This window comes from Promicromonospora sp. NPDC057488 (assembly GCF_042802395.1).
GTDB lineage: Bacteria > Actinomycetota > Actinomycetes > Actinomycetales > Cellulomonadaceae > Promicromonospora.
The window spans coordinates 1-18,760 of sequence record NZ_JBHVEG010000042.1 but is presented as its reverse complement, the minus strand read 5'-3'; the positions used below and the strand labels follow the sequence as shown (position 1 = coordinate 18,760).

Sequence of the window (18,760 nt, the reverse complement as noted above, 5' to 3'; positions counted from 1 at the left end):
GGCCGATGACGTCGCAGATCGAGATCGAGCCGCCCGCCCTCGTGAGCTGGTCCGGTCGCCCCACGCTGATGGGCACCGCCCACCAGCACGACGACCTGGAGATCAACCTCGTCACCGAGGGCGGCACGATGCTCTACCTGTTCGGTGGCGCGCCGGTCGAGATCGGCCCCGGGTCCGTCGCCGCGTTCTGGGCGGCCGTGCCGCACCAGCTCATCGCCAGCACGGCGACCCGGGCGCACTGGGTGCACGTGCCGTTCTCGACCTTCCTCGGCTGGGGGCTGCCCACCGCCCTGGTCGGCCGGCTCCTGTCCGGCATGCCGCTGATCTCGCCGCCCGAGGCGGCGCTGACGACCGACGACGCGAACTTCACGCAGTGGGCCGCCGACCTGTCGGGCGAGCAGCCGGAGCTGCGCCGCGTCGCGATGCTGGAGATCGAGGCCCGGGTGCGTCGCCTCGGGCTGGCCACGCCGGGGCAGCCGGTACGGCAGTTCACGGCGGGCGACCCGGCCCTGCGCCAGGTGCTGGCGATGGTGCGGCACATCGCCGAGAACTTCCGCGAGCCGCTGACCGTCGCGGACGTCGCACGGTCGGTGCGGCTGCACCCCAACTACGCCATGGCCCAGTTCCGCAAGGTCGTGCGCACCACCATGGTCGACTACCTGACCCGGTGCCGGCTGGCCGAGGCGCGGCGCCTGCTGGTCACGACCGGCCTGCCGGTGGCCGACGTCGCGGCCGAGTCGGGCTTCAGCTCCGTGAGCCGGTTCTACACCGCGTTCGGCGACGCGTGCGGCATGCCGCCGGCCGCGTACCGGCGCGAGAACCAGCACGACCAGCCCGGGTGAGCCCCGGCTCTGCCCGACCCGGCCTGTGCTTGACTGCCGCGGTGGCCGACCTTCCCGCTCGCACGGAGATCCCCGACCGCCTGGACATCGCGGGGACGACGTTCACCCGCATCGAGTCCCCCGAGGGCATCGCCTGCTGGTCGGCAGACGCCGACCACCGGCCCGTGAGCGTGCTGACGGAGCCCGCCGCCGCGCCGGACCAGGAGACCCTGGACCTGGCCGCCGCCGTGCTGGGCCGGTTCGACGAGCTCGCCGACCTGGCCGTCGCGTACCTGCGCGAGCGGCTGCGGGAGCCGGAGCTCGGCCTGTCGGCCGACGAGCTCGCGACGCTGGACGCCGCGGAGCCGCCGGCCGCCGAGCCCGGGGCGGTTGTCTGGGCCGACGGCACCTGGCTGCTGCGGTTCACGGAGTCCCGCCTCCGGCTGGCCGACCCGTACGGGATCGGCGTGCTCTTCGAGGGCACGACCCCGTCCGGGATCGAGGACCTCTCGCACGCCGACCTCGCCTAGCCCGGCGCCGACCTCGCCTAGCGGGGCTCGACCCGCAGCGTGGTCGCCGTCGCGGCGGCGCTGGTGATCGAGCGCACGGCCGAGCCGTCGCCGTACTTGGCGTGGTAGGCGCGGTCGATCGCCTCGTCGTGGGCGTCGTCGGCCGTGAACGTCACCTCGGCGCGGATGCCGCCGGCGTCGATCACGCCGGTACCGGTACGCAGCACGCCGCGGTACCAGGCGCCGTCCTGCCCCCGGACGGACCGGATGAACAGCGCGTCGTCGACGACGACGTGCCAGACGATCCGGGACGTGCGGAGGGTGCCGTCGGGCCGGCGGGCGGCGACGCGCAGCTCGCCGTCGGCGTCGATCGTGGCGAGGTCCTCGGTTGTCCAGGTGCTCATGCTTCCTCCGGTTCTCAGCGGCGCAGCTCGGCCGGCGTCAGCTCGTGGGCGCCGTAGCTGTTGTCCTCGGGGTTGAGGGTCACGCCGGGGGCGACCAGCTCGTCGATCCGGTCCAGGACGTCGGCGGTGAGCGTGATCTCCGCGGCGGGCAGGTAGGACTCGAGCTGCGCCATGGTGCGCGGACCGACGATCGCCGAGGTGACCCCCGGGTGGTTCAGGACGAACGCGATCGCCAGCTCGATCAGCGTCATGCCCGCCTGCTCCGCGAGCAGGGCGAGCTCCTCGACGACGTCGAGCTTGCGCTGGTTGGCGGGGAGGCTCATGTCGAACCGGGCGCCCGGCCGTGCGCTCGACGTCGGACTGGACGCCGCGTCCTTGCGCCAGCGGCCGGACAGCCAGCCGCCGCTCAGCGGACTGTAGGTGAGCGTGCCCATGCCGTGCCGCCGCACGGTGGGCAGCACGTCCTCCTCGATACCGCGCACGAGGATCGAGTACGGCGGCTGCTCGGTCACGAAGCGTTCGAGGTGCCGCTCGCGGGAGGCCCACTGGGCCTCGACGATCTGCGAGCCGGAGTACGAGGACGAGCCGAGGTAGCGGATCTTGCCCTGCCGCACCAGGTCGGTCAGCGCGCCGAGCGTCTCGGTCACGTCCGTGTCGGGCGACGGCCGGTGCACCTGGTAGAGGTCGATGTGGTCGGTGCCGAGCCGCCGCAGCGAGCTCTCGACCTCGCGCACTATCCACCGGCGGGAGCCGCCGCGGTGGTTCGGGTCGTCGCCCATCGGCATGAAGAACTTGGTCGCGAGGAACACGTCGTCCCGGCGGCCGGCGATCGCCGCGCCGACGATCTCCTCGGAGACACCCGCGGAGTAGACGTCCGCGGTGTCGACCACGTTGATCCCCGCGTCCAGGGCGCGGTGGATGATCCGGGTGGCGTCCTCGCGGTCGTCGTTGCCCCAGGGACCGAACATCATGGCCCCGAGCGTGAGCGGGCTGACCTGGACGCCGGTGCGGCCGAGCGGGCGGTAGCGCATGGCTCAGGCCTCCGGGATCTCGCGGCCGAAGGTGTCGAGCGTGACGTCCGCGGGCTCGGGCCCGCCGCGGCGGCCGGTGTCCAGGGCGTCGATCGCGGCCAGCTCGGTGCCGCTCAGCTCGAAGCCGAGCACGTCGAGGTTCTCCGCGATGCGGCTGGGCGTGACCGACTTGGGGATGGCCGAGCGCCCCTGCTGCAGGTGCCAGCGGAGCATGACCTGGGCCGGCGTCCTGCCGTGCGCCTGGGCGATGCCCACGATCGTGGCGTCCTCCAGGGTGCTGGTGTGGCCGGCGTCGCGGTAGAACGTGATGCCGCCGATGGGCGACCAGGCCTGGGTGAGGATCCCGGCGGCGGCGTCCGCCTCGAGCACCTCGGGCTGGCGGAAGTAGGGGTGCACCTCGACCTGGTTCACGGCGGGCACCACCGACGTCGCCTCGGCGAGCCGCTCCAGGTGGTCGGGCATGAAGTTGCTGACGCCGATCGCGCGGACCTTGCCGTCCGCGAGCAGGGTCTCCAGCGCGCGGTAGGCCTCGGTGGTGAGGTCGAACCGGCTCGGCAGGGCCTGGTGCAGGATCAGCAGGTCGATGGTCTCGACGCCGAGCTTGGCGGCGCTCTTGTCGAACGCGTGCAGCGTGGCGTCATAGCCGTAGTCGCTGATCCAGACCTTGGTCTCGACGAAGACGTCGGAGCGGTCGAGGCCGGAGCGGCGGATCGCCTCGCCGACCTCGCGCTCGTTGCCGTAGGCGGCCGCGGTGTCGACGTGGCGATAACCGGCGCCGAGTGCCGTCTCGACGGCGGCGACCGTCTCGGCCGGCGGGGTCTGGAAGACGCCGTAGCCCAGGGCCGGCATCTCGACCCCGTTGTTCAGGGTGAGGGTGGGGATCTTGCTGGTGTGCACCGTCATGCCTTTCACGGTAGGCACGGCCCCGCCGATGTGACAGGTCCTGCTGTTACCCCGCTGGCGGTGCCCTCCCGGGCGGTCAGGAGATCTCGACGACGATCTTGCCCAGGTTGTCCCCCGCCTCGAGGCGCGCGAACGCGGCCGGCGCCTCCTCCAGCGGCCGCACCTCGTCGATCGCGGGGACGACGACGCCGTCGGTCACCAGGTCCGCGACCTCCTGGAGGTCCGCGCGCGACTGGGGCACGAACAGCACGCCGACGCGCTTGCCGGTCAGCAGCCGCAGCAGCGGCCCGGCCACGAGCGTCGCGAGCAGCACGCGGGTGCGGCCGCCGACCATCAGGTAGGACCCGCCGGCCCGCAGCGCCCGGTGCACCCGGAACGGGGAGCGCCGGGCCACCAGGTCCACGACGCGGTCGTACCGGTCGCGCTGGTCGGCCCAGTCGCAGTGCTCGAACGCGACGGTGTCGTCGGCGCCGACCCGGAGCAGGTGACCGGCCTTGTCGGCCCGGTCCACGGCCGTCACGTGGGCGCCCAGGTGCCGCGCGAGGCCGATCACGAGCGCCCCGCCCGCGCCGCCCGCGCCGTTGACCAGGAGCTTGTCGCCCGGCCCCAGCCCGCGGGTGGCGCGCAGCGCGATGCACCCGGCCTGCGGCACCGCCGCCGCCCGCACGAAGGACAGGTGCTCCGGCTTGCGGGCCAGCAGCCGGGGCGACGTCGCGACGTACCGGGCGAGCCCGCCGCGGTAGCCGGCCAGCTCCCCGAACACCTCGTCGCCCGGCGCGTACTCGGTCACGGACCGCCCCACCGCCACGACCGTCCCGGCGACGTCCGACCCCGGGACGGGGTGCCGCGGGCGCCGCAGGCCGCCCACCCGCGCGTAGAACGGCCTGCCGACGAGGTTCTCGCGGTCCGACCCGTTCAGGGACGTGGCGCGGACCGCGATCAGCACCTCGTCGTCCGCCGGGACGGGGTCGGGCAGCTCGCCGACCACCACGACGTCCGCGCTCCCGTACCGGTCCTGGATGACGGCCCGCATCGTGCCTCCCGCTCGAGTGGTCCAGCGCCACCAACGTAGCGGCGCACGGCGTCCGGCGGGGGTGGTCCGCGACGGGTTCACCCGGGCGGTTAGAGTCTGGCCATGCCGCTCCAGCCGCGCCCTCTTCCGGCCGCAGAGACCACCCCGACCGGGCACTTCGCGGAGGTGTCACCGGGCCCCGTCGGGCGGCTCGTCGACGCGCTGCACGCCCTGGTCCTCGGCGGCGCCGTGGGGCTGCTGCTGGCCACCCTCGCGCACGTCGTCGTGGGCCTGCTGGTCGAGAGCGGCGCGGTGACGGCCCCCGCGCCGCTCGACGCCGCCCTCACGCGCGGGTTCGCGCTCGACCTGGCGGTGCTGCTCGGCTCCGTCGTCGTGGTGCTGGCCCTCTCGACGGCGCGGACCTTCGCGCACGCACGGGCCGTCCGCGACGCGTCGGGGACCGGGGCCGACGGGCGCGCGCTGCCCGTGCCCGGGTACCAGGGGACGCTCGCCTCGGGCGAGACGGTGAACGGGCGGCCGTTCGTGCGCTGGCTGTTCCTGGCGGTCCCCGTGCTCGTGGTCGGGGCGTTCCTCGCAGTGTTCTGCCTGGTGGAGTGGATCAGCGACCCGGACGTCGACGGGCTGGGCGGAGCGACCGTGCTCGCGATCGGGCTCACCGGGGGCAGCGTGGCGGTCATGCTGCTGGTGCGGTGGTGGCGGGCGCGGCTGACCACCGTCCACCTGGAGACGCGGCACGCCCCCGTGTCGTTCGGCCCCGACCCGGGCGTCGAGCCGGTCGCCCTGCCCGCAGCCTTCCGCTGGGCCGAGCGCTTCGCCTCGGTCGTGGGCGTCGTGACGGTCGTGCTCCTGCAGCTCTCCTGGATCGTCGTGGCCGCCTGGGGCGCGCTGTCGGGGCGGGGCGTCGCGATCGGCGGCCGGTTCGTGCTGCTCCCGGGCGAATCCGGGTCTGCCGCCGACGTCGACGCGCTGGTCGGGTCGCCGACCTCGGTCGCCGTCACCGTGCTCGTGGTGCTCGCCCTGGCGCTGACCGTGCTGCGCCGGGTCGCGACCGACCTGCGCTACGTGCTCGCCCGGCGCGCGCTGGTCGCCCGCCTGGACCAGCCGCTGCTCGACGGGCAGCGGCCGCAGCCCGAGCTGACCGGCCTGCTGCTGACCTTCGACACCCCCGTGCGGCGCGCCACGGCGGCCGTGGGTGCAGTCGGCAGCTTCGCCGTGGCGGTGACTGCGACCCTCCGGCCGTTCCTCGACCTCGGCCCCGAGCCGGGCACGACGGCGGCCGTGCTGCTCGCGGTCGTGCTGGTTGCCGCCCTCGCGGCCGTGGTGGCCGACGTCGCCACGGCCGGGTCCCGACGTCGGCTGCGCAACCGAGCGCTGGCCGCCTGGCCGAACGGAGCACCGGCATGACGACAACCACCCTCCTGGGCAGCGAGCTGCCGATCGCGGCCGCACCGATGGCCGGTGGCCCGACGACGACCAGGCTCGCCGCCGCCGCGACCCGGGCCGGGGCGTTCGCGTTCCTCCCCGGCGGGTACCTCGCGCCCGACCGCCTCGCGTCGGACATCGCGGCCGCCCGGGAGTGGGGCAGCCCGTTCGGGGTCAACCTCTTCGTGCCCGGCCCGCCCGACCTGGACCAGGCCGCGTTCGCCGCCTACGCCCGGCGCCTGGCGCCCGAGGCGGCCGCGCTGGGCGTCGACCTGGTGGCCGAGCCCGTCGAGGACGACGACCGGTGGGCCGACAAGCTCCGCCTCCTGGTCGAGGACCCGGTGCCGGTCGTGTCGTTCACGTTCGGCCTGCCGTCGGCCGCCGACGTCCGGGCGCTGCGACGCGTGGGCAGCGTGGTGCTCGCCTCGGTGACGACCGTGGACGAGGCCACCGCGGCCCGCGCCGGCGGCGTGGACGGGCTCGTGGTGCAGGGCCCCGCGGCCGGCGGGCACAGCGCCACGTGGGACCCGGCCCGCCGCGTCGCCGACACGCCGACGTCGGCGGTGGTGCGCGCCGTCGCGGCCGCCGTCGACCTGCCGGTCGTGGCCGCGGGCGGCGTCGACGGGCCCGAGGCGGTGCGCGAGCTGCTCGCGGCCGGGGCGCAGGCCGTCGCGGTCGGCACGCTGCTGCTGCGGACCGACGAGTCCGGCGCGTCCGCCACGTACCAGGCCGCGCTGGCGGCGTCCGACCGGGGCACGGTGGTCACCCGGTCGTTCACCGGGCGGCCGGCGCGAGCCGTGCGCAACGGGTTCGTCGACCGGCACGACGCCGCCGCCCCCGTCGGCTACCCCGCGATCCACCACCTGACGCGCGACCTGCGTCGTCGTGCCGCCGCGACGGGCGACGCCGAGCGGCTGCACCTCTGGGCGGGCACGGGCTACCGGAGCGCGGCGCCGGGCCCGGTCGCCGACGTCCTGCGCGGGCTGGCGGCCGGTCTCTGACGGCCTGGCCGACAACCCGGCCCGGGCGCTTCCCTTTGAGGCCTAAGTTTCTTCGCTCTGGGCCGGGCCAAAGCGGAGAAACTTAGGCCTCGAAGGAGACCAGCCGATCGAGGTCAGCGGGCGACGAAATTCCCTGGCCTCACCGGCCCGTCCGGGTGTTGCCTGACGTCGTCACCGCAGGCCGGCCGTCCCGGCCGGTCCCCGGCCCCTCCCTGGAGCACCCCCTTGATCGTTGTCTCCGCCGCTTCCGGCGCGCTCGGGCGGCTCGTCGTCGCCGAGCTCCGCACCCGTGTTCCCGCCGACCAGGTCGTGGCCGCCGTCCGCGATCCCGAGCGATCTGCCGACCTCGCGAACCTCGGCGTCGAGGTGCGGCGCGGGGACTACGACGACCCCGCCAGCCTGCGCGACGCCTTCGCCGGCGCGGACCGGCTCCTGCTGATCTCCTCCCCCGAGCTGGACACCGGCCAGCGCACCCGGCAGCACCTGGCCGCGATCGACGCGGCCGTCGCCGAGGGGGTCGGCGCCATCGCCTACACCAGCTTTCTGGGCGCCGACCGCGGCGGCGACCCGATGAACGCCGCGCACCACGCCACGGAACGCGCGCTCCTAGAGAGCGGGACCGGGCACACGATCCTGCGGCACCCGTTCTACTCCGACGCCTTCATCAACCCCGGGCTCGACGCCGCCGTCCGGTCCGGGACGCTCGCCGCCGCGACCGGCGGCCGCGGCCTGAACACCGCCACCCGGGCGGACCTGGCCGCCGCCGCGGCCGTCGTCCTGACCGACGACGCCCACGCGGGCCGGGCCTACGACCTGACCGGGCCGCTGTGGACCTACGCGCAGCTCGCCGAGGCGCTCGCCCTGGTCACGGGCGAGCCGGTCGCCGCCGTCGAGGCGGACGTGCCCGGGCCCATGGGCTTCCTGATGGGGCTGGCCCGCGCCGGGGCCCTGGAGCGCCAGACCGACGACCTGCGGCACGTGCTGGGCCGCCCGCCGACCAGCCTGCGCGAGGCAGTGGCCGCTGCGCTCGGTAGCCTGCGCCCATGAACGGTGGTTACCAGGTGTTCCGGCCGCGGCCCGAGGACGTCTACGACTGGTCGGGCGGGCAGCTGCACGCCGAGATCCGGCAGCACGTCGCGGTGGGCAACATCGTCCGCGTCCAGGTCTCCGAGAACGGGAGCCCCGAGACCGGCTGGTCCGACACGCCCTACGTGCGCGTCACCGCGCAGGACGGCGACCGGCTGACGGGCGTCGTCGACGATCCCTACCGGTCGCGGTACAGCGCCCTGGAGAACGGCACCGAGCTCGAGTTCGACCGCGCCGACGTCACCGAGATCCCGCTCGACTGGGACGAGAACGAGGCGCTGGCGCCGCGGGCGACCCACACCGGGCGCGGCCGGGAGGTCACCGGGTACATCGAGCCGGACTGACGGGACGGGTCACGCGTCCAGCGGCGCGACCTGCCGGGCCAGGAGCACCGCGACCCGGAGCTGCTCGTGCGTCGGGTAGTGCGGGTGCGAGACCGCGGTCACCAGGAAGTGGCCGACGACGTCGGCGCCGCGGTGCACCGGGATCGCGACGTACTCGTCGACCGGCAGGCCCGACCGGTCGACGTCGACCTCACGGCCGTTGCGGGTCAGCACGCCGTTGTGGTCGAGGATCGCGTTGCGCACGTCGGCCACCGGACCCGAGACCCAGCGGCAGTCCTCGGCGCCGAGCACGTCGGTGATGTGCCGGGCCACGACGTCGTGCACGGCCTCCGTCGGCAGGTCGCCCTCGATCGCGGCGCGGGCGGCGTCCAGCATGCCGTCGAGGTAGCCCGCGCGCCGGGCCGCGCGCTGCTGCTGGCGGTAGCCCCACAGGGCCACCTCGGTGACCGCCAGGCTGATCACCACGAGCAGCACCGTGGCCTCGACGTCCTCGGCGTCGGTGATGACGAAGCGCAGGTACGGCTCGGTCAGGAACAGGTCGAACCCGGCGCCCGCCGACAGCGCGGCGAGCAGGCCGGCCGGCCGGTCGCCCGTGGCCGCCGCCGCCACCACGAGCACGACGAGGATCAGCGCCGAGGTCACCGTGGTGATGTCGTCCCGGAAGGCCGACAGGATCGCGCAGGCCAGCAGCGGCGCCAGCACCGCGGCGGCACGCACCCACGGACGTCGCGGCGCCCCGGCGTCACCTGCCATGTGGTCCACCTCCCGGATCATCGTGACCCCCGCCGCGAGCGCCCGCGAGCGCTGACCGGACGCCGGCCCGAGGTGCGCGCGCCACGCCGCCGGGTTGATGCTGAGGGTGCCTGACGAACCCGATGCCGCGGCGACCGAGGAGGCGGACCAGATGGAGATCGTTCGAGGCGAACGAGAGGCGCAGGAGATCGTGGGCCTGCGCGAGACGGTGCGGATGGAGGACCTACGGGAGTTCTTCCCCCGCGCGATGGCGGCGGCCGCCGCGGCGCTGTACGAGCGGGGCATGGAGCCGATGGGACCGGCCGTGGCGCTCTACGAGGGGCTGCGGGCGGAGCGGTTCGAGGTGACCGCGGGGTACCCGGTGCCGCCGGGGGCGGCGCCGTCCGACCAGGTGGTCGCCGCGATGCTCCCGGGCGGCGCGACGGTGGAGGCGGTCCACGTCGGGCCGTACGACCGGCTGCGCGAGTCCCACGCGGAGCTGACGGTCTGGTTCCAGGAGAACGGGATGACGCCGCCGGCGACGGTGTGGGAGGAGTACGTCGTGGGGCCGGACAGCCTGGCCGACCCGAACGGGTGGCAGACGCGCATCGTGTACCCGGTGGGCTGATCCGGGCCTCCGTCCCGGCCAGGGAGGGCCGTTGGTCCCTGGCCGGACATCGGCGACCCGCGAGACGCTGGGGAGGCGGGACCCCAGGACCGTCCCCGGAGGAGCTGTCATGCGAGCAACGGTCGCCCTCGACGCCGCCGGGGCGCCCTCGCCCTCACCCCTGCCCCTGACCCGCCGCCTGCTGGTGGTGTGCGCGCACCCGTTCGACGCCACGCTCGCGCTGGGCGGCGTCATCGGCGCGTTCGCCGACACCGGCACGGCCGTGCAGATCGTCTGCCTGACGCACGACCCCGGTCCCGACGTCGACACCTGTCGCCGCAAGGTGCTCGCGGCCGAGCTCCTGCGGGCCGCGAGCCTGCTGGGCGCGCGGGAGGCGACGCTGCTCGAGCACCGCGCGGCGCAGCTGCAGTGGAACCCGCCGGAGGTGCTCGCCGCGGAGCTGCGGTCGGTCGCCGGGCCGGTCGACGCGGTGCTGACCGTCGACGCCCGCGCCCCGGGCAGCCATCCCGACCACGTGCGCGCCATGCGGGCCGCCCGCCGCGTCGCGGCCCGGCTGGGCTGCCCGCTCTACGGCTGGGTGTGCCGCACCTGGGACACGGCCGACCCGCCGGACGGCGTGCTCGCCGTCCGCTGCGACCGTGCCCGGCAGCGGGCCGCGGTCGCGTGCCACGACGCCCCGGAGGCGAACGACCCCGTGGTGCCGCTGTGCGGGGCCGACGAGGGCCAGGACTTCCTGACCCTCATCTAGCCCGGTCCCGGCCGGCCCGGTCCGCCTCCCACCGTTCCCCGGGTGCCAGGACGCGGCGCTCGCCGTCGACGGCGACGGCGATCGGCGGCTGCGGCGACCGGGGCAGGCCGATGCGGACCTGGTCGTCGCTGCACCGCACCTCGATGCCCCAGTGGTTGCGGTAGCGCAGGCGGAACCGCAGCTCGGCGATCGTGTCGGGCAGGCGCGGGTCCAGCCGCAGCACGTCGCCGGCGAGGTCCAGGCCCGGGTAGCACCGCTGGACCAGGTCGACCGCCCCGGCCATCGCGCCCAGGTGCACGCCCTCGGCGGTGGTCCCGCCCTGGACGTCGGCGATGTCGCTGTTGAGCGCCTCGCGGAAGAACCGCCAGGACGCGGTCGGGTCGCGCCGCGCCAGCACCCAGGCGTGGACGACGGCGCTGAGGGTCGACCCGTGGCTGGTCCGCGCCAGGTAGTGGTCCACGGTCCGGTCCAGCGCCGCCTGGTCGAACCGGTAGCCGAGCGCCTCCAGCGCGTCGACCACGCCGCGCTCGCCCAGGAGGAACACCAGCATGAGCACGTCGGCCTGCTTGGAGGCCTGGTAGCGGTTGACCGAGTCCCCCTCGGCCTCCAGGATCCGGTCGAGCCTGCGGATCGCCCCGTACCGGGCGCGGTACGCCGCCCAGTCCAGCTCGGCGAGCTGGTCGTACCCCTCGAACTGGCTGATCACGCCGTCGCCGTGGAACACGACCCGCATGCGCCGGGAGACCCGCTCGAAGAGGTCCGTCTCGTCGTCCCCCAGGCGGAGGCGGCGGGCCAGGGCGTCCCGCTCGGGCCCGGGGAGCAGCGCCAGCGCGTCCAGGGCGTACCGCAGCACACGGGTGACCATCACGTTGGTGTAGGCGTTGTTGTCGATCCCCGGCCGGCCGGTGTCCGGGTAGGCGTCGTGGTACTCGTCCGGTCCCACGACGCCGCGGATGTCGTACCGGTCGGTGGCGGCGTCGTAGGTCGCCAGGCTGCACCAGAACCGGGCGATCTCGACGAGCATCTCGGCGCCGTAGCCGTGCAGGAACGCGACGTCCCCGGTGGCCTGGTAGTACTGCCAGACGTCGTGCGCCACGGCGATGCCCACGTGCCGCTGCAGGTGGGAGCGGTCCTCCAGCCACCGGCCCGACGCCGGGTTGAGGTGCGTCCGCTGGGTCTCGTCCCGGCCGTCGCTGCCGCTCTGCCAGGGGTACATCGCGCCCCGGTAGCCGGCGTCCGCGGCCGCCTGCCGCGCCCGGGGCAGGCGACGCCACCGGTACATGAGCAGCGACCGTGCGACGTGCGGGAAGCGCAGGAGCAGGAACGGGAAGACGAACAGCTCGTCCCAGAACACGTGCCCGCGGTACGCCTCCCCGTGCAGGCCGCGGGCCGGCATGCCGACGTCGAGGTGCGCGGTGTGCTCGGACAGGGTCTGCAGCAGGTGGAAGGTGTTCAGGTCCAGCGCCCGCCGCGGCGTGCCGGTCACGGCGACCCCGCTGGCGTGCCACAGCCGCTCCCAGGCCAGGACGTGGTCGGCGAGCAGGTCCGCGAAGGGCGGCAGGTGGGCCGCGTGCTCGCGGGCGGCGGCCAGGGACTCGGAGATCGCGGGGTCCCGCGAGGTGTAGATCGCGACGCGCTTCTCGATCGTGACGGGCACGCCCTGCACCAGGTCGGGCCACATCCGCACCGAGGCCCGCCCGGTCGCGCGCTCGGCGCGGCTGGTGACCGGCGCGGCGGGGTCGGTGACCACCAGCGTCGCCGCCTGGGCGATCCGGATCTGCGACGTCGCGGTGCGCACCTGCAGCCAGGAGACGTCCTCCGCCTGGTCGTAGCCCTCCGCGACGGGCACCAGGTGCCGCCCGTCGAGCGCCCCGTAGCGCTCCACCCCGGCGTTGATCACCCGGCCGTCGAGGCTCGAGCGGACCTCGATGGACCCCGACCAGTTCTCCGCGAGGAACGTGGTCTCCAGCGCGGCGACGTGCGGGTCGTGCATCGACACGAGCCGGCGCTGCGTCACGGCCAGCACCCGGCCGGCCGGGTCCCGGAACCGGGTGCGCCGGGTCAGGACGCCGCGGTGCGTGTCCAGCTCCTGCCGGTGCTCCAGCACCTCGCCCCCGTCGAGCGTGAGCCAGAGCTGCCCGGGCGTGCGGAAGGTGAACGGGAGCCAGTTCGGGACGTTGACCAGGTCCTCGTTCTCCACCGCCTGCCCCGAGACCACGGACGTCAGGCGGTCGTAGCAGCCCGCCAGGTAGGTCCCCGGGTAGTGCACGCCGTCCGCGGGCGACTCCGGGGCCGCGCCCCGCGTGGCGACGTAGCCGTTGCCGAGGGTGCACAGCGCCTCGCGGAGCCCCTCGGTGGCGGGGTCGAAGCCCTCGTACGACAGGAGTCCGGGGTCCACCGCGCCTCCCCCGCCGTCGTCCGGCCGGCGCGTCACGCGCTGTCCAGGGGTACGCGCCACTCCAGGCGGGTCCCGCCCGTCTCACCCGGGCCGACGCCGAGCGCGCCGCCCAGCTCGGCCGCCCGCCGGGCCAGGTTGCGCAGACCGCTGTGCGGCACGTCGCCGGGGATGCCGACGCCGTCGTCCACCACGGTGAGGACCACGTCGTCCGACACGGCCAGCCGGACCGCGACCGACCGCGCGTGGGCGTGCCGCGCGACGTTCGACAGCCCCTCGCGCAGGACGGCGACCACGTGCTCGGCGACGTCGGACGGAACGGCCGAGTCGACCGGCCCGTCGAACCGGAGCTGCGGGGAGTAGCCCAGCGGGCCGGTGGCGACGTCGACCTCGGTGATGACCCGGGACCGCAGGTCCTCCTGCCGCGTGCGGGCCGCGCCCGGCTGCAGCCGGTGCACGGTGGTCCGGATCAGCGCGATCGTCTCGTCGATCTCGTCGACCGCCTGGCCGACCCGGTGCGCGTGGTCGCCGTCGAGGTCGCGGCGCAGGGAGAGCAGCGCCAGGCCCGTCGCGTAGAGCCGCTGGACGGCGAGGTCGTGCAGGTCGCGGGCGATGCGCTCCCGGTCGCGGAGCACGGCGAACCGCGCGGCGTCCACGCGGTGCTCCGCGAGCTCCAGCGCCACGGCCACCTGGGCGGCGAAGCCCTGCAGCGCCTCGACGACCACCGGGGCGAACGGCACCCGGCCCTCGAACCGCCCGACGGCCAGCACGCCGCGGGTGCCGCCGGGCCCGCCCAGCGGCAGCACCGCGAGGGGGCCGATCTCGTGCCGCAGGTCGAAGGAGAGCTGGGTGCGCTCGTCGGCCACGGCGTCGGGCGAGACGATCGGCTCGCCCGACTTCAGGACGATGCTGGAGAACGTGCCGCCCGGCGGGAGCATGACGCCGACCAGGCGCTTCGCCTCGGTACCGGCCGCGGCCCGCACGACGAGGTGCCGGGACCCGTCCTCGGGCAGCGCGATGATCGCCGTGTCCGCGCCCGCGACCCGCAGCGCGTTGTCGGCCACGAGCGAGAGCACCTCCTCCGGGGAGCAGCCGGTGACCACGCGGCGGGAGATCTCGTCGTTCGCCCGGGCGGACTGCTCGCGCAGGCGCGCCTCCTCGTAGAGGCTGGCGTTCTCGATCGCGACGCTCGCGCCGGCCGCCAGCGCCTCGAGCAGCCGCTGGTCGTCCTCGGTGAAGTCGCCCCCGCCGTCCTTCTCCGTGAGGTAGAGGTTGCCGAACGCGCCGCCGTGCACGCGCAGCGGCGCCCCCAGGAAGGACCGCATGGGCGGGTGGTTGGCGGGGAAGCCCACGGATGCCGGGTGCTCGCCGAGGTCGTGCAGCCGCAGCGGGACCGGGTGCCGGATCAGCTCGCCCAGGATCCCGTGCCCGGTCGGGTAGGGGCCGATGGCCCGCACCTGCGCCGGGGACAGCCCGACCGTCAGGAACCGGGCGATGCGCCCGTCGTCCCCCAGCACCCCCAGAGCCACGTACCGGGCGCCGACGAGGCGGGCGGCGATCGCGCTGATCTGGTTCAGGGCCGTCTCGAGGTCCAGGCCGCGCCCGAGGTTCGCCAGGGCGTCGAGCAACAGCTCGGTCCGCTCGTGAGCATGCTGCGCCACGGCAGCCTCCCCCGTTCACGCCCCCTGTGCCTTCCACGGTAACGCCGTCGGGGGACCTTCGGACCACCCCGGGCGGGACCTTGGCCCCGCCGACCGGGCCTTCCAGCACTGATGCCCGGCGGGCGGCGGGTGATCGGCTGGAGGTATCACCCCGAGCGGGTGCCGGAGCGAGGAGACGATCATGGGCAACCCCTGGCAGCGCGGCATCGTCGTCGGCGTCGACGGGTCCCCGCAGAGCATGGCCGCCGTCGACTGGGCGGCGCTGACCGCGGACCGGCACGGGGCACGCCTGACCGTGCTGAGCGCCTACGTCACCCCGCCCTCGGCCCGGACCGCCACCATGGGCGTCAGCGTCGAGGACCTGCGCGCCGACGCGCACGACGCCGTCGAGCGCGCCACCGCCCGCCTGGACGGCGCGCACCCCGGCGGGCACCCGGTCGACGAGCAGGTCGTGCACGGCGACCCGGCCCACGTGCTCGCGCAGCGGTCCACGTCCGCCGACCTGGTGGTCGTCGGCCGGCGTGGGCTCGGCGCGCTGGACCGCGCGGTGCTCGGTTCCGTGTCGGGCACGCTCGCCGCCTCCGCGCCCGGCCCCGTGGCCGTCGTCCCCGCCGGTGCGCCCGCCGGCGAGCCGAGCCGCGTGGTGGTCGCCGTGAGCAACGGCGACGGCGGCCCCCAGCTCGACCTGGGGTTCACCGAGGCGCAGCGCCGGTCCTGCCCGCTGGCCGCCGTGCACGTGATGGAGCCCGACGCCGCGGCGGGCCTCGACCTCGGCGGACCGGACACCGGGCACCGGGCGGCGGAGCAGGACGGCGTGCAGCGGCAGGTCACCCAGTGGTCCGAGAGGTTCCCCGGGGTGGCCCGGTCGGTCACGTTCACCAGCGGCAACGTGGTCGACGCGCTCCTGGACGAGCTCGGGCCGGACGACCTGGTGGTGCTCGGCGGCCGCCCGCACTCGCCGACGGTCGGGCGTCTGCGGTACTCCGTCGCGGACGCCGTGCTCCGCAGGTCGCACCACCCGGTGATCGTGGCCCACCGGGACACCGCGCGCCCCTAGCATGGGGCCACCGATCGCCGACGCCGACCAAGGAGTCCTCCGTGGACGTTCCGTTCTACTGGGTGGACGTGTTCGCGGCCACGCCGCTGACCGGCAACCCGCTCGCCCTCGTGCCCGACGCCGACGCCCTGCCGGAGGCGACGATGCAGGCGGTCGCCCGGGAGTTCAACCAGTCCGAGACGACGTTCCTGGTCCGCCCCGACCGCCCCGGGCCCGACCACCGGCTGCGGTCCTTCACGCCCGCCGGGGTGGAGGTCTTCGGCGCGGGCCACAACGCGATGGGCGCCTGGATCTGGCTGGCCCTGGCCGGGCGGCTGGACCCGGACCGGGACCGGTTCGTCCAGCAGATCGGCGACGACCTGCTGGACGTGCGGGTGACGCGGCCGGCCTCCGGCGTCGAGGTCTCGATGGTGCAGTCGCCCCCGCGGTTCCTGGGCCGGGTCGAGGACCGCGCGGCGCTGGCCGCCGTCCTGGGCCTGAACCCCGAGGACATCGGCGCCGACCGCGTCGCGGAGGTCGCCTCCACCGGCGCGGAGCACCTGCTGGTCCCCGTGCGCGACGTCGCGGCGGTCGACGCCGCCCAGCCCGACACGGCCGGCCTGCGCGCCCTGCTGGCGGACGCCGGCGCCGAGGGCTGCTACCTGTACACCACCGACGCCGCGGCGGGCCTGAGCGCCTACGCCCGGTTCTTCAACCCGACCGTCGGCATCGCCGAGGACCCCGCCACGGGTACGGCGGCCGGCCCGCTCGCCGCCGTGCTGACCCGCGACGGGCTCGTGGCCGACCCCGCGCGCATCGTCGTCGAGCAGGGCCGCGGCCTCGGCCGGCCCAGCCGGATCGAGCTGCGGGTGGACGGGCCGCTGGTCACGATCACCGGGAGCGGCGTGGTGACCGCGGAGGGCACGCTGCACCTCTGAGCCGGGGCGGGCGCCCTACCGCACCCCGCGCACCGCGAGGGCGTCGCCCAGCTCGTCCGCGTGCTTGAGCACCAGGACGAGGAACGGCATCGCGAAGTGCCGCAGGCTCCGGCCGCCGCCGCGGGCGCGCTGCGCCTCGCGCACGTCGCGGGCGAGGCGGGCGAGCACGGGCAGGGTGCTCAGGGTCACGGAGAGGGTCAGGGCCGCCCGCTGGGGGTCGAGGCCGAGGCGCGCCAGGGGCTGCATCGCGCGCTCGACCGTGTCCAGCAGCTCGGTCGCCGGGGTGGTCAGCGTGAGCAGGCCCGCGAGCGTGATCGCCGTCGTCACCCGCGCGGCGTTCGCCACGGCGTGCTCAGGGTCCAGGAAGACGAGCTGGCCCGCGAGCGTCACCACGACGACCCACCGGGTGGCCCACGCCTGGCGGCCGAGCTCCCGCAGCCCGATGCCCGGCACCGCGTAGCAGGCGACGCAGACGGCGGCCATCACACCGGCCGCCCACCAGGTGGGCGGCAGCAGGCAGACGGCGAGCACGACCACGAGGAGCAGCGCGGTCTTCCACCCGGTCGGCAGCCGGTACCAGGGCCCGTCGCCCGGACGGTAGAGGGTCACCACCGGATGCTCGCCTCGTACGCGGCCAGCACGTCGTCGGGCGCCCCGACCTCGGTCACGGCTCCGTCCTGGACCAGCACGGCGACCTCGCAGCGGCGCGCGAGCGCCAGGTCGTGCGTCACCAGGACCAGCCGGTGCGCGGCGTCCTCGAGCAGGTGGTCGGCGACCCGGCGGGCGTTGGGCGCGTCGAGGTAGGCGGTCGGCTCGTCGGCCACGACCAGCTCCGGTTCCCGCACGAAGGCCCCGCACAGGGCGAGGAGCTGCTTCTGCCCGCCGGACAGGTCGTGCGACGACCGGTCGGCGAGGTCCGCGAGCCCGAACCGGCCGAGCGCGGCGGTGACCCGCTCGGTCCGCTCCTGGCGGGACAGCTTCTCGGTGCGCAGGGAGAACGCGACATCCTCGGCCACGGTCGGCATGACGATCTGCGCGTCCGGGTTGCTGAAGACGACGGCGACGCGCCGGCGCAGCTCCGCGACCTGGCGGGCCGGGTCCAGGCCCAGCACGCGCACGGTGCCCTCCCGGGCGACGGCGAGGCCGCTGAGCAGGCGGGCGAGCGTCGACTTGCCCGACCCGTTCTCGCCCACGACGGCGACGGTCCGCGCCCGCAGGGACAGCGTCACGTCGCGCAGCACGTCGGTGTCACCGAGGCGCACGTGGACGTTCTCCAGCTCGACCCCGGTCATCGGACCACCTCGAACACCGCGGCGACGCCCAGGCCGCCGCCCACGGACGCCGCGGCGACGCCGAGCGTCCCGGCGGGCGCTCCCCCGCGCACGAGCCGGCCGAACAGCCGCACCACGCTGACCGCGCCGCTCGCTCCCCAGGGGTGCCCCAGGGCCAGCGCCCCGCCGTCCGCGCACACCCGCGGGTCGTCGTCGGCGATGCCGAGGCGGTCGAGCACGGCCAGCGACTGGGCGGCGAACGCCTCGACGATCTCGAGCGCGGCGACGTCGCCTACGCCCGTCCCGGCCAGGCCGAGGGCCGCCAGCACGGCCGGCGCTGCCCCGATCCCGGGGAGCGCGGGGTCGCAGCCGACCACCGCGTGCCCCCGGAGCGCGAGGCCCGGCGCGTCGCCCCTGAGCCCGTCCGGCACGAGCGCGACGGCCGCCGCCCCGTCGCTGATCCGCGTGGTGGTGCCCGCGGTGAGGGTGCCACCGTCGAACAGGGCGGGCAGCCGGGGCAGCAGCCGCTCCGCTACGCCGATGCTGTCGTCCGCGGTCAGCCCGGCCACGGGGACGAGCTCGGCCGTGAACCGCCCGGCGTCCCGGGCGGCGCGCGCCCGGCGGTGGCTGCGCGCGGCGTGGGCGTCCTGCCGCTCGCGGCCGATGCCGTCGGCGGCGGCCAGGTGCTCCGCGGCCTCGACCATGTCGGGGTCGGGCCACCCGTGCGGCGCGAACGGCGCGCGCGAGTAGGGCGCGCCGTCGACCGACCGGACGGGGGCCGTCGAGGCGCTCTCGAC

Annotated in this window: 20 protein-coding genes; 10 read left to right on the top strand and 10 right to left on the bottom strand. The window is 75.6% G+C overall.

Annotated elements, in window-relative coordinates; genetic code table 11:
• The first annotated feature begins 5 nt into the window (after positions 1-5).
• Together ACFU5G_RS11255 and ACFU5G_RS11250 are read left to right on the top strand one after the other, a co-directional pair.
• On the top strand, positions 6-842 hold the full coding sequence (locus ACFU5G_RS11255) for a helix-turn-helix domain-containing protein (RefSeq protein ID WP_377243823.1): 837 nt from the start codon (positions 6-8) through the stop codon (positions 840-842).
• 41 nt (positions 843-883) lie between these two features.
• Entirely contained in the window at positions 884-1,351 is a 468-nt protein-coding gene (locus tag ACFU5G_RS11250; protein WP_377243820.1) for a hypothetical protein, read from the top strand.
• Between the two features lie 17 nt (positions 1,352-1,368).
• Here the strand turns inward: ACFU5G_RS11250 and ACFU5G_RS11245 are convergent, their stop codons facing one another.
• The 4 genes from ACFU5G_RS11245 to ACFU5G_RS11230 form a co-directional block, all read right to left on the bottom strand.
• A complete protein-coding gene (locus ACFU5G_RS11245; protein WP_377243817.1) occupies positions 1,369-1,734 on the bottom strand; it encodes a DUF2255 family protein in 366 nt (121 codons plus the stop codon).
• Positions 1,735-1,748: 14 nt separating this feature from the next.
• The gene (locus tag ACFU5G_RS11240; protein WP_377243815.1) at positions 1,749-2,765 is read right to left on the bottom strand and encodes an aldo/keto reductase; all 1,017 of its coding nucleotides are present in this window, start codon (positions 2,763-2,765) and stop codon (positions 1,749-1,751) included.
• Positions 2,766-2,768: 3 nt separating this feature from the next.
• A complete protein-coding gene (locus tag ACFU5G_RS11235; protein ID WP_377243812.1) occupies positions 2,769-3,668 on the bottom strand; it encodes an aldo/keto reductase in 900 nt (299 codons plus the stop codon).
• A 76-nt stretch (positions 3,669-3,744) separates the two neighbouring features.
• Complete coding sequence (locus ACFU5G_RS11230) at positions 3,745-4,701, bottom strand: NAD(P)-dependent alcohol dehydrogenase (RefSeq protein ID WP_377243809.1); 957 nt, start codon at positions 4,699-4,701, stop codon at positions 3,745-3,747.
• Between the two features lie 102 nt (positions 4,702-4,803).
• Here ACFU5G_RS11230 and ACFU5G_RS11225 point away from each other — a divergent pair, with 102 nt between their 5' ends.
• From ACFU5G_RS11225 to ACFU5G_RS11210, 4 genes are all read left to right on the top strand, one after another.
• A complete protein-coding gene (locus tag ACFU5G_RS11225) occupies positions 4,804-6,105 on the top strand; it encodes a hypothetical protein (protein WP_377243806.1) in 1,302 nt (433 codons plus the stop codon).
• Positions 6,102-7,124 (top strand): nitronate monooxygenase, encoded by a 1,023-nt coding sequence (locus ACFU5G_RS11220; RefSeq protein WP_377243803.1) that lies wholly within the window; start codon positions 6,102-6,104, stop codon positions 7,122-7,124. The genes ACFU5G_RS11225 and ACFU5G_RS11220 overlap by 4 nt, the downstream gene beginning before the upstream one ends.
• A gap of 225 nt (positions 7,125-7,349) precedes the next feature.
• Positions 7,350-8,171, top strand: coding sequence for an NAD(P)H-binding protein (locus ACFU5G_RS11215; RefSeq protein ID WP_377243800.1), 822 nt, complete (start codon positions 7,350-7,352; stop codon positions 8,169-8,171).
• Positions 8,168-8,554, top strand: a complete 387-nt coding sequence (locus ACFU5G_RS11210) for a hypothetical protein (RefSeq protein ID WP_377243797.1) — start codon at positions 8,168-8,170, stop codon at positions 8,552-8,554. The genes ACFU5G_RS11215 and ACFU5G_RS11210 overlap by 4 nt, the downstream gene beginning before the upstream one ends.
• Before the next feature lie 9 nt (positions 8,555-8,563).
• On the opposite strand, the gene ACFU5G_RS11205 is transcribed toward ACFU5G_RS11210, so the two are convergent.
• Positions 8,564-9,307 (bottom strand): DUF4118 domain-containing protein, encoded by a 744-nt coding sequence (locus tag ACFU5G_RS11205; protein ID WP_377243794.1) that lies wholly within the window; start codon positions 9,305-9,307, stop codon positions 8,564-8,566.
• A 106-nt stretch (positions 9,308-9,413) separates the two neighbouring features.
• On the opposite strand from ACFU5G_RS11205, the gene ACFU5G_RS11200 reads away from it, so the two are divergent.
• Together ACFU5G_RS11200 and ACFU5G_RS11195 are read left to right on the top strand one after the other, a co-directional pair.
• The gene (locus tag ACFU5G_RS11200; RefSeq protein ID WP_377243791.1) at positions 9,414-9,914 is read left to right on the top strand and encodes a GyrI-like domain-containing protein; all 501 of its coding nucleotides are present in this window, start codon (positions 9,414-9,416) and stop codon (positions 9,912-9,914) included.
• 109 nt (positions 9,915-10,023) lie between these two features.
• Positions 10,024-10,662 (top strand): PIG-L deacetylase family protein, encoded by a 639-nt coding sequence (locus tag ACFU5G_RS11195; RefSeq protein ID WP_377243788.1) that lies wholly within the window; start codon positions 10,024-10,026, stop codon positions 10,660-10,662.
• On the opposite strand, the gene ACFU5G_RS11190 is transcribed toward ACFU5G_RS11195, so the two are convergent.
• Both ACFU5G_RS11190 and ACFU5G_RS11185 read right to left on the bottom strand, forming a co-directional pair.
• Complete coding sequence (locus ACFU5G_RS11190; protein WP_377243785.1) at positions 10,655-13,096, bottom strand: glycoside hydrolase family 65 protein; 2,442 nt, start codon at positions 13,094-13,096, stop codon at positions 10,655-10,657. The two genes, ACFU5G_RS11195 and ACFU5G_RS11190, sit on opposite strands and share 8 nt — an antisense overlap.
• Positions 13,093-14,718 (bottom strand): GAF domain-containing protein, encoded by a 1,626-nt coding sequence (locus ACFU5G_RS11185; RefSeq protein WP_377243782.1) that lies wholly within the window; start codon positions 14,716-14,718, stop codon positions 13,093-13,095. The genes ACFU5G_RS11190 and ACFU5G_RS11185 overlap by 4 nt, the downstream gene beginning before the upstream one ends.
• A gap of 181 nt (positions 14,719-14,899) precedes the next feature.
• Here ACFU5G_RS11185 and ACFU5G_RS11180 point away from each other — a divergent pair, with 181 nt between their 5' ends.
• Together ACFU5G_RS11180 and ACFU5G_RS11175 are read left to right on the top strand one after the other, a co-directional pair.
• Entirely contained in the window at positions 14,900-15,775 is an 876-nt protein-coding gene (locus ACFU5G_RS11180) for a universal stress protein (protein ID WP_377243779.1), read from the top strand.
• Between the two features lie 41 nt (positions 15,776-15,816).
• Entirely contained in the window at positions 15,817-16,692 is an 876-nt protein-coding gene (locus ACFU5G_RS11175; RefSeq protein WP_377243776.1) for a PhzF family phenazine biosynthesis protein, read from the top strand.
• A 15-nt stretch (positions 16,693-16,707) separates the two neighbouring features.
• Here ACFU5G_RS11175 and ACFU5G_RS11170 read toward each other — a convergent pair whose 3' ends face one another.
• From ACFU5G_RS11170 to ACFU5G_RS11160, 3 genes are all read right to left on the bottom strand, one after another.
• A complete protein-coding gene (locus ACFU5G_RS11170; RefSeq protein ID WP_377243773.1) occupies positions 16,708-17,304 on the bottom strand; it encodes an energy-coupling factor transporter transmembrane component T family protein in 597 nt (198 codons plus the stop codon).
• On the bottom strand, positions 17,298-17,984 hold the full coding sequence (locus ACFU5G_RS11165) for an energy-coupling factor ABC transporter ATP-binding protein (protein ID WP_377243770.1): 687 nt from the start codon (positions 17,982-17,984) through the stop codon (positions 17,298-17,300). Before ACFU5G_RS11165 ends, ACFU5G_RS11170 begins: the two co-directional genes overlap by 7 nt.
• Positions 17,981-18,760 (bottom strand): acetyl-CoA C-acyltransferase (locus tag ACFU5G_RS11160; RefSeq protein WP_377243767.1); only part of this gene is annotated, 780 nt, incomplete at its 5' end. The genes ACFU5G_RS11165 and ACFU5G_RS11160, both read right to left, overlap by 4 nt.